The organism is Nitrosomonas sp., assembly GCF_022842015.1.
Classification (GTDB): Bacteria; Pseudomonadota; Gammaproteobacteria; order Burkholderiales; family Nitrosomonadaceae; genus Nitrosomonas.
In genome coordinates, this window is record NZ_JALHQJ010000090.1 from 1 (window position 1) to 10,296 (window position 10,296).

General features: G+C 45.2%; 8 protein-coding genes and 1 tRNA gene. 1 reads left to right on the forward strand and 8 read right to left on the reverse strand.

Annotated features, from left to right (window positions below):
• From metH to aroQ, 6 genes are all read right to left on the reverse strand, one after another.
• A partial coding sequence (gene metH / locus Q0C11_RS13375) for a methionine synthase (RefSeq protein ID WP_293008793.1) occupies positions 1–2,417 on the reverse strand: 2,417 nt, incomplete at its 3' end.
• A gap of 70 nt (positions 2,418–2,487) precedes the next feature.
• Positions 2,488–3,330, reverse strand: coding sequence for a zinc-ribbon and DUF3426 domain-containing protein (locus Q0C11_RS13380; protein ID WP_293008795.1), 843 nt, complete (start codon positions 3,328–3,330; stop codon positions 2,488–2,490).
• A gap of 89 nt (positions 3,331–3,419) precedes the next feature.
• Positions 3,420–4,337 (reverse strand): 50S ribosomal protein L11 methyltransferase, encoded by a 918-nt coding sequence (prmA, locus tag Q0C11_RS13385; RefSeq protein WP_293008797.1) that lies wholly within the window; start codon positions 4,335–4,337, stop codon positions 3,420–3,422.
• A gap of 35 nt (positions 4,338–4,372) precedes the next feature.
• The gene (accC, locus tag Q0C11_RS13390) at positions 4,373–5,734 is read right to left on the reverse strand and encodes an acetyl-CoA carboxylase biotin carboxylase subunit (RefSeq protein WP_293008799.1); all 1,362 of its coding nucleotides are present in this window, start codon (positions 5,732–5,734) and stop codon (positions 4,373–4,375) included.
• 25 nt (positions 5,735–5,759) lie between these two features.
• Complete coding sequence (accB, locus tag Q0C11_RS13395) at positions 5,760–6,242, reverse strand: acetyl-CoA carboxylase biotin carboxyl carrier protein (protein ID WP_293008801.1); 483 nt, start codon at positions 6,240–6,242, stop codon at positions 5,760–5,762.
• Positions 6,243–6,310: 68 nt separating this feature from the next.
• Complete coding sequence (gene aroQ / locus Q0C11_RS13400; protein WP_293008803.1) at positions 6,311–6,763, reverse strand: type II 3-dehydroquinate dehydratase; 453 nt, start codon at positions 6,761–6,763, stop codon at positions 6,311–6,313.
• A gap of 211 nt (positions 6,764–6,974) precedes the next feature.
• On the opposite strand from aroQ, the gene Q0C11_RS13405 reads away from it, so the two are divergent.
• Positions 6,975–7,050: transfer RNA gene (locus Q0C11_RS13405), tRNA-Thr, on the forward strand.
• Between the two features lie 488 nt (positions 7,051–7,538).
• Here Q0C11_RS13405 and Q0C11_RS13410 read toward each other — a convergent pair.
• Both Q0C11_RS13410 and glmM read right to left on the reverse strand, forming a co-directional pair.
• Positions 7,539–7,943 carry a S16 family serine protease gene (locus Q0C11_RS13410; protein ID WP_293008805.1) on the reverse strand — a complete coding sequence of 135 codons (405 nt, stop codon included), beginning with the start codon at positions 7,941–7,943 and terminating at the stop codon, positions 7,539–7,541.
• 324 nt (positions 7,944–8,267) lie between these two features.
• Positions 8,268–9,629, reverse strand: a complete 1,362-nt coding sequence (gene glmM, locus Q0C11_RS13415) for a phosphoglucosamine mutase (RefSeq protein WP_293008807.1) — start codon at positions 9,627–9,629, stop codon at positions 8,268–8,270.
• Between the last annotated feature and the right edge of the window lie 667 nt (positions 9,630–10,296).

Genomic DNA, 10,296 nt, shown 5'->3' on the forward strand with positions numbered 1-10,296 from the left:
GCATTCTCGCGCCGCGCCATGTCAAGAATTTGCGCACTGGGCACCATCACGCCCATGTTGATCACTTCATAGTTATTGCACTGTAAAACCACGGTAACGATATTCTTACCAATATCGTGCACATCGCCTTTGACAGTCGCGATAACGATTTTCCCTTTGGGCTTATTGTCCCCCGATAATTTCTTCTCGGCTTCGATAAAAGGCAATAAATGCGCCACCGCTTGCTTCATCACGCGCGCCGATTTGACCACCTGCGGCAGAAACATTTTGCCCGCCCCAAATAAATCGCCAACCACACCCATGCCTTCCATCAGCGGCCCTTCGATCACCTGGATCGGGCGGCCGCCCTGTTTATCGATTTCTAAGCGCGCGGCTTCGGTATCTTCCACAATATAGGTGGAAATACCCCTAACTAGAGCATGTGTCAAACGCTGTTGCAGGGGCTCATCACGCCACGCCAGATCTTCAACCTGTTCTTTCTTCTTGCCTTTAAAGTTCTCGGCGAATTCAACCAAGCGCTCGGTTGCATCCTCACGCCGGTTGAGAATGACATCCTCCACCTTTTCCAGCAGTTCCGCTGGAATATCCGAATACACCCCCAATTGCCCGGCATTGACAATACCCATTGTCATACCGGCCTTGATCGCGTGATACAGAAAAGCGGTGTGAATCGCTTCGCGAATCGGCTCATTGCCGCGGAAGGAGAACGAGACATTGGAAACTCCACCGCTTATTTTGGCGTAAGGCAGCGTCTGCTTGATGCGGCGGGTCGCTTCGATGAAATCGACGCCGTAGTTATTATGCTCTTCAATTCCCGTCGCAATAGCGAAAATATTCGGGTCAAAAATAATGTCTTCGGGTGGGAAACCAATCTTATCGACCAGCAGACGATAACTGCGGGTACAAATTTCCACCTTGCGCTGCAAGGTATCGGCCTGTCCCTGCTCATCAAATGCCATCACAATCACTGCCGCACCATAACGGCGTGCCAATTTGGCATGATGAAAAAACTCTGCTTCACCTTCTTTCATGCTGATCGAATTGATGATCGGTTTGCCTTGCACACATTTCAAGCCGGCTTCAATTACGGTCCACTTGCTGGAATCGAGCATGATCGGCACTTTGCAGATATCCGGTTCGGCCGCCAGCAGATTCAGGAAAGTCACCATGGCTTTCTGCGAATCCAGCATGGCTTCATCCATATTGATATCGATGATCTGCGCGCCATTTTCCACTTGACTGCGCGCCACACTCAATGCTTCCGCGTAATCGTCGTTGAGAATCAAACGAGCAAATGCTCGGGAACCTGTGACATTGGTCCGTTCACCGACATTGACAAACAATGAATCATCTCCGATGTTCAACGGTTCCAGACCGGACAAACGCAATTTTTTCTGGATTTCGGGTACCTGACGTGGCGCGATATTCGCAACCGCTTGCGCGATAGCCTTGATATGTGCCGGTGTCGTGCCGCAACAACCGCCGACAATATTGACAAAGCCCGCTTCTGCAAATCCCTTGATCTGGTTTGCAGTATATTCCGGTGATTCGTCGTAACCCGTTTCAGATAAAGGATTCGGCAAACCAGCATTGGGATGCACGCTGGTATACACATCCGCCACACCCGCCAGTTCTTCAATATACGGGCGCATCAATTCTGCACCAAGGGCGCAATTAATACCAACCGATAATGGCCGGGTATGACTGATTGAATTCCAGAACGCTTCCGGTGTCTGTCCTGACAGCGTACGCCCGGATGCGTCGGTGATGGTAACCGAGATCATGATCGGCAGCCGTATATCATGATCGACAAAGTATTGATCAATAGCAAACAGCGCCGCTTTTGCGTTAAGTGAATCGAAAATTGTTTCAACCAGCAGAATATCAGCCCCGCCGTCGACTAATCCGCGAATCGACTCGGTATAATCAGTCACCAATTGATCAAATGTAATGCCGCGAAAACCCGGGTCGTTGACATCAGGAGAGATAGATGCGGTTTTGGTGGTGGGGCCCAGCACACCGGCAACAAAACGCGGCTTCTCCGGTGTTTTTTCCTCATACGCCTGTGCCGCTTCGCACGCCAATTTTGCCGCAGCAAGATTCAGTTCGTACACCACATCCTGCAAGTGATAATCAGCCATCGAAGCTGCGGTAGAATTAAACGTGTTGGTTTCGATAATATCTGCACCCGCTTCCAGATATCCGCTATGAATCGATTTAATAATATCCGGCTGAGTCAACGTCAACAAGTCATTGTTTCCTCTCAGATCATGCGGAAAATCAGCAAAACGCTGTCCGCGAAAATCTTCCTCGGAGAGCTTGAAAGTCTGAATCATCGTCCCCATCGCGCCGTCCAGAATCAGGATGCGTTGTGCAAATAAGCTTTCGAGTAAAGTAGTACGGGGGTTTTTATTCATCGAGAAACATGTTCAAAAGAAACTGAATTGGCTATTATACCTCAGCGTATACCTGCGACTGCATCACTGATTAGGGGTAGAGCAACAGCAACCGATATCCGAGTGCATCCACTTGATCGCTGTCAAAATCCAATCGGATCTCTATTTCTTGTTGAGGCTGAATAAATTGCAACGACTTATCCGCCTCTTGCAAATAATCCTGTGCCGTAAAAATACGACTGGCAATTAATTCTTCCCGAGCATCCAGTAATGATAGTTGCAATGCGGGCCATGCCTGTGGAAAAAGCGCGTAATTATGGATAGTTGCATACATCGTGGCTACTCCGGGGTGTTGCGCAGGATTTTTCTGCAATTCGGAAGATTCGATGCCGATCAGACTGACTTCTTGCGGATAGGGCACTATACACCATAAGAATTCGCACAATCGCTCCAAACGAGGCCTGATTTCCGGTGCAATCATAGTCAATTCAGTGCGATAGCCATATGCTATCTGACCCACCAAGAGCAACGCCAGTAGCGCATTCACCGATCCCCACTTTACATACCACCGCCTATCCGGCTTCTCATCCCCGAACAAAAGGGCCGATGCTTCAATTGGCTCAGCTGTTTGAGTTATCTCAGTTGTTTCGGTTGTTTCTTGTTTCAACTCCGAAATGACGCGCGTTTCAACTTCATTATCTGAGCTTTCAGGAATGACTTGATTTTCGGCCTCTATTTCAGTCGTGCTGAAAGTATATAATTGAATCTGGGAGGTATATTCGATGGCCGATTCATTCACCGTAATCAGCGTGGCGAATCCATTGAATATCCGTTGGCAGCACCCGCAACGCACATCGCCCCCATGCGCCTGCAATTGCGCAGCATTCACACGAAAGGTGGTACTGCAACCTGGACAGAGTGTTACAAGCGCCATAGTTATTGCCCGAATGAATCGTCACGTTAAGTGGATCAGCGAACTGTGTATTTGCCAAACCTAAAAACTCGATAAAGGCGATAATTATTTCACCTTTTGCTGCCGGTTAACAATACCCATCCTTGCTGTTCATTACCGCTGTCCATATCAAACCACTGTTGATAAGCATACTTAACTTCTGCAGCTTGCTGCTGCAAGATTCCAGACAATACAATAGAGCCCTGTTGTCGAACTAATTGCGCCAGAACTGGTGCCAACATGATTAAAGGATTCGCCAGAATATTGGCAACCACAACATCCGCTTGTTCCTGCGCTTGCAAATCTCGTGTAGCAGCCTGATGTTTAGTTGTAAAAAAGAATTGAGACGCAGCGCAATGATTCCTGGCTGCATTTTCCTGGCTGGCTTTAATTGCCTGGGAATCAATATCAATGCCAGTGACATGACTAGCACCCAGTTTTAATGCAGCTATCGCTAATATCCCGGAGCCGCAGCCATAATCAACAATCCTAGCGCCTGGTCGCAAATTCTGATCCAACCAGCTGAGACACAACTGCGTCGTAGGATGACTCCCGGTACCAAATGCCAACCCTGGATCTAATATCAGATTAATCGCGTCAGGATCAGGTGCCTGATGCCAAGTGGGGACAATCCATAACCGCCGCGAGATTTGAATGGGATCAAATTGTGATTGAGTCAGCCGCACCCAATCCTGCTCTTCAACACGTTCCAGACGGAAATCCAGTTGGTTACCCGGTTGCGCAATAGGGGTCAGATTGCGTAAAATTTCATCGATATCAGCATCTTGACAGAACAGTGCTGACACTTCAGCATTGCGCCAGATTTCTTCGCAAGGCTCTCCAGGTTCTCCGAACAGCATTTGTTCGTCTTGCGTGTCAGCCGCCGCATCATGAATGTCCACCGATAACGCGCCCTGCTCCATCAATGCGTCACTCAACAACTCTGCATTCGCTGCGCCAGCTTTGATAATTAGCGTAACCCAGGACATGCTTAATGCAATGGGCTTGCGATCAAATCCACCGCTCAATCAGTTTTAGTTTTATTATGCAGTGCAAGCTTTTGTTCCAGATAATGAATTGAAACGCCACCGCGCAAGAAGGATGCGTCATTCATCAAGTCCCGATGCAATGGAATATTGGTTTTGATCCCGGCCACCACCATTTCAGACAGTGCAATTCGCATGCGCGCAATCGCTTGCTCACGGGTATCGCCATAGGTAATGATTTTACCAATCATCGAATCGTAGTATGGCGGCACCATATAATTATGGTAAACATGCGAGTCGACTCGCACTCCAGGGCCGCCTGGCGCATGATATTGCGTAATTCGCCCGGCAGAAGGGGTTAATTTATAAGCATCTTCAGCATTGATACGACATTCTATGGCATGCCCCTTGAACACAATATCTTTCTGATGCATCGGTAAAGCCTTACCAGCCGCGACATTGATTTGCGCCTGCACCAGATCAATACCTGTGATCGCCTCCGTTATCGGATGCTCCACTTGCAAACGGGTATTCATTTCAATGAAGTAAAATTCATTGTCCTCAAACAAAAATTCAAACGTTCCTACACCGCGGTATTTGATTCGGCGACAAGCATCAGCACAACGCTCACCGATTTTATTACGCAATTTCTCAGATATTCCAGGCGCAGGCGCTTCCTCGAGAATTTTCTGGTGACGGCGTTGCAAAGAGCAATCTCTTTCGCCCAAGTGAACAGCATGGCCATGCTCATCCATTAATAACTGAAATTCGATATGACGCGGGTTTTCCAGAAATTTCTCTACATAAATTGTTGGATTGCCAAATGCCGACTGCGCTTCATTGCGTGTCATGATAACTGCGTTAGAAAGGGCAGCTTCGGTATGCACCACCCGCATACCACGCCCACCGCCCCCACCTGAGGCTTTAAGAATTACGGGATAACCGATCTCCTTGGCAATCTTTTTTACCTCGTCAAGGTCTTCCGGTAACGCGCCATCCGACCCCGGAACGCACGGAACACCAGCAGCTTTCATGGCATTCTTTGCGCTGACTTTATCTCCCATCAAACGAATTGTTTCTGATCGTGGGCCAATAAATACAAATCCACTTTTCTCAACCCGTTCGGCAAAATCCGCATTCTCGGACAGAAATCCATAACCGGGATGAATAGCCTCCGAATCGGTCACCTCGGCGGCACTGATAATGGCCGGAATATTAAGGTAACTCTGTCCGACAGGAGCTGGGCCAATACATACCGACTCGTCGGACAACATCACATATTTCGCTTCAGCGTCGGCTTCTGAATGCACCGCCACTGTTTTGATGCCCATCGCACGGCAGGCACGCTGAATCCGCAACGCAATCTCGCCGCGATTTGCAATAAGAATCTTCTCAAACATAGCTATCTGATCTCTATTCAGAGAATTATTGAATTACGAATAAAGGTTCACCGTACTCAACCGGCTGTCCATTCTCTGACAAGATCGCTTTGACCACACCATTTTTATCCGCTTCTATTTCGTTCAGCAATTTCATGGCCTCAATGATGCAGAGCGTATCCCCAACCTTCACGCTCTGTCCAACTTCAATAAATGGACTGGCCCCTGGCGATGCCGCCCGATAAAATGTGCCCACCATCGGAGACTTGACAATATGCCCATCTGGGATGGATTTATTATTTGAGTCTGCTGTTTCAGCAGACGTATTGGCTTCAGAAATTGTTGCTGGCGCTGGCTGAGAAGCCGAAGGCATCATTGCCGCCATAGGCGGCGGCATGAAAGCATAGTTCTGTACACCGGAACCGGATTTACTGATACGCACTTTTTCCTCGCCCTCTGTAATCTCCAGTTCGGCAATACTCGACTCTTCAACCAACTCAATAAGCTTCTTAAGCTTTCTTAAATCCATATCCAATCTCCCGAGACATTGTCTCGCTGTAAGGAAGTTTTACAACTATAGTCAATCGCAACAGATCTTCAAGATGTCATCGCATATTTTAGTGCTAATTCATAGCCCTTAGCACCTAAACCACTAATAACACCAATTGCCAAATCTGAAAAATAGGAATGCTGACGAAAAGATTCACGAGAATAAATATTCGATAAATGCACTTCGATAAATGGCAGCTTAATCGTGGCAATTGCATCCCGCATAGCAATGCTGGTATGCGTGTAAGCAGCCGGATTGATAATAATGAAATTGGTTCCGTCATTCATCGTTTGCTGTATTCTTTCAATCAATGCCGACTCTGCATTACTCTGAAAGAAATCTAGTTTAAACCCAGTATTTTCAACTAATTCACTCAAATTTCTGTTAATATCCTGCAATGTCGCGCCGCCATAGATCTCGGGCTCACGCACACCCAACATATTCAAATTGGGTCCATGAATAATCAAGATATTACTCGCCTTCGTCTTTTCTGCATCCATTTGCGAATTATGTACCGTTGCAATAAAAATGTACAGATTTTTGACGAATTTCGCCGAACTTAAGCGAAAATTGTCAGAAAAACATTAAAAACCAATCATTGTGAAAAAGTTCATTTTACGGCATTAAAAAAGTACAAACGCCACATTCAAATCTTTATCATTTGCCCGCAATTCCTCAACCATCTATAATACCTCGCTCGATTTAAGCCGGGCTGTTGTAGCTCAGTTGGCAGAGCAACTGATTCGTAATCAGTAGGTCGGAGGTTCGACTCCTCTCAACAGCACCAATTAAATCATACGGTTATTTAGATAAATTTACTAAAAAAATAACTCATTGCTACCATATTGCTACCTTATAGGTTAATGAAAGCATCTAAAGAGTGAGTAACTCAGCCAGCTACCTGTGAGATCTGCATCTGCATCATCAATTCCTTTTATGGACTCAATTATGCAGAACTTCTTGCAGATTCATTCATTAGAGTCACTGTCTAAATCGGTTTCGCCAGTTTGGCGATTATTACAATCATGAGCGCTAACATGAATCACTTAATAATCCAACTCCAGCAGATGTCTTTTATGGTCGGGGGCAATTTATTTTGGATGAACGAGAAAAAATAAAGCGGCGAACATTAGCGATGTGAAGGCAGATGAATTATGATAATCAATCGCATAATTCAAAACTGATAAATTAAAATAACTTTTAATTTAAGCAAACAGCTGTCCAATTTGCTTTGATGACATACATTTTATGCGCTGCAATTACGGCAAAAAATCTCTATTCCACTCCAAGTGCCTTAAAAACTGCATCCACTGGATCGAAATAGAAACTGGTTTGGGATTTTGCAAATAATTCGCCTGGCACAGTCGGAATATCGGTAACACTAGACATTGGCAACAGTATACGCTTTGCACCTGCATCAAAGGCAACTTGCAAACTCTCCGCCAAACTCCTAACCTGAACCATGGTTCCACCCAAGCTCATATCACCCATCACAATTATTTGAGACTGAACAGATTTTCCAAAAGCAGCTGAACATAGAGCAACCAAGCTGGCTAGCGTAAGAGCATTTGGTATTCCTGTATTCTGGAGTTCCAGAAAGTGCAGGTGAAAATCATGCTCACTAGGTTTAATTGATGCACTCACACGAGTGGCATGTGCTTTGAAGTAATCGAAAGCCACTTTGATTGACTTCTCTGCAGGTAAAATCCTGCAGAATTATGCCAGATGTGCCATCTTTTTACCGACAGTTCGATTTATTCAACAACGCCGTAAAAACAGCCGTTTTGCTTCCTCAACCAAAGTTAATCCACTTTCTTTAAAAACTTAACTGATTGCTCCCTAAATTCCTGGCAATATTGTGCGTGGGGTAATACCATCTCCATCCTCCATTTCATGTTTTCATTTTATGAAACCTCGGACCCCATGAAAATAAGCATACCTCATGAGTAAAGATTATGGATAGTATGGATATCGTATGAGCATGGTTCGCGAGAAAATGATGCCTCATTCTATGCTGGCGATTTGAACAACCTCAGCAATATGTTTAGCCCAGTAATCAATTTTTTGTTTTGATTTACCTTCAACCATTACGCGAATAAGTGGCTCCGTTCCTGATGCTCTTATAAGAACACGTCCATTATCTTTCAGGTCAGTCTCTGCTTCTACTTGCGCCGCTTTAACAATTTTATTGGATCTAAAATCAAATGTCTTGGGGATTTTTATATTAATCAATCGTTGTGGGTAAAGTACGACGTCACGCGTGAATTGAGCCAAAGTTTTTCGGGTGTCACGTAACGCGTACAGTACTTGCAAAGCAGCGATAATGCCGTCACCAGTCGTATGCCTGTCCTTACAAACGATATGTCCGGAATTTTCGCCCCCAAGATACCATTTTTTTTCATGCAGTAATTCTAGTACGTAACGATCACCGACATTGGCTCGGAGAAATGGAATACTCATTTCTTTAAAACGATTTTCTATTGCAAGGTTAGTCATCAGAGTACCTACGACACCGCCTTCAAGCACTTTTCTTTGTTTACGATGTTTGGCGATAATATAGAGCAATTGATCACCATCGTATAGTCTACCTTGTTTATCCACCATCATAAGACGGTCACCGTCGCCATCCAATGCAATACCCAAGTCAGCATGGTTTTCCATAACAGATTTTTGCAATGTTGAACAATGAGTAGCTCCGCACTCAAGATTGATATTTAAACCATTGGGTTCCGCACCAATAGTAATAACATCGGCGCCTAACTCGTGCATAACATGACTGGCAATATGGTAAGTGGCTCCATTGGCGCAATCAACGACCATCTTTAATCCGCGCAGATCAAGATGATAAGGAAAAGAACTTTTACAGAATTCGATATAACGGCCTCTTGCGTCCTTAAGCCGCTGCACTTTCCCTAGCTTTTCTGAAGGCATGGTTTCAATTGCTGTATCTAACAAAGATTCAATATTGTGTTCCATGTCATCAGGTAATTTGTGCCCATCAGCAGAAAAAAATTTGATGCCATTATCTTCGAATAGATTATGTGAAGCGGAGATGACAATACCAGCTTGCAATCTCAGGGCGCGAATTAGATAGGCAATGGCGGGGGTTGGCATGGGGCCGGATAGGAGCACATTTACGCCTGCGGCACATAAGCCTGCTTGAAGTGCAGATTCAAGCATATAACCAGATACCCGAGTGTCTTTGCCAATGAGAACTGTTGGGCGCTCTCCTTCCATCAGATGCCAGTCGCCAGCAACCAAAACCTTTCCGGCCGAGTAACCTAAATGCATAAAGAAATCAGGTGTAATAGGATGTTTACCTACCAAGCCTCGTATACCATCAGTTCCAAAATATTTTTTAGTCATTTTATGAAAATATTATTAAAGGCAAACAAAATACTATATTATAAATACAATGAAAGTCGCCGTCATGAAACTGGTTATTCTGCATAAACGTAAGTAGAGTTTACTCAGAAATTCAGCGATCAGTTATGCGCTGCCAAGTAGAAATTCTGGTTTGAGATGAATTGGTAGGCACGCGAAAACCAAATTCCTCTGGGCATGCACTTATTTGTCACCCAGAATGCCATTTTGGCAGTAAGATTCCTCAGACAAATAAAAAACCGTACCAAGAACCTCACTTCACTGCGTGGGGATCCGCCTATCCTTAATCACATCTCTGATAGTCAGATGACTCTGCTTTGAAAGTTAACGGTACTAGTAATTTAAAATCAGAATAGCTGACAATATCCTTCATTCTATTTTACCTTCCATGCCAGAGAATTTGCCCAACTATAGAATTGAGTATTTCCACTTTTGAATCCACGTATTCGAACGCGGCTTTTGCCATCCGATGAAAGATAGGCTTGTGGAGCCGCGAGGGTGATCCGAACCATTACATCATCGGTATTACCTAGAGCTTACTCAGAAATTCAGCGATCAGTTATGCGCTGCCAAGTAGAAATTCTGGTTTGAGATGAATTGGCAGGCACGCGCAAACGGAATTTCTCTGTGCATGCTCTTTTTTGTCACC

What these genes read in the sequence shown, in the direction of transcription:
- Q0C11_RS13380 (WP_293008795.1), bottom strand. Translation starts at nt 3,330, where the DNA reads ATGGCGCTTGTAACACTCTGTCCAGGTTGCAGTACCACCTTTCGTGTG.
- prmA (WP_293008797.1), bottom strand. Translation starts at nt 4,337, where the DNA reads ATGTCCTGGGTTACGCTAATTATCAAAGCTGGCGCAGCGAATGCAGAG.
- accC (WP_293008799.1), bottom strand. Translation starts at nt 5,734, where the DNA reads ATGTTTGAGAAGATTCTTATTGCAAATCGCGGCGAGATTGCGTTGCGG.
- accB (WP_293008801.1), bottom strand. Translation starts at nt 6,242, where the DNA reads ATGGATTTAAGAAAGCTTAAGAAGCTTATTGAGTTGGTTGAAGAGTCG.
- aroQ (WP_293008803.1), bottom strand. Translation starts at nt 6,763, where the DNA reads ATGGATGCAGAAAAGACGAAGGCGAGTAATATCTTGATTATTCATGGA.
- glmM (WP_293008807.1), bottom strand. Translation starts at nt 9,629, where the DNA reads ATGACTAAAAAATATTTTGGAACTGATGGTATACGAGGCTTGGTAGGT.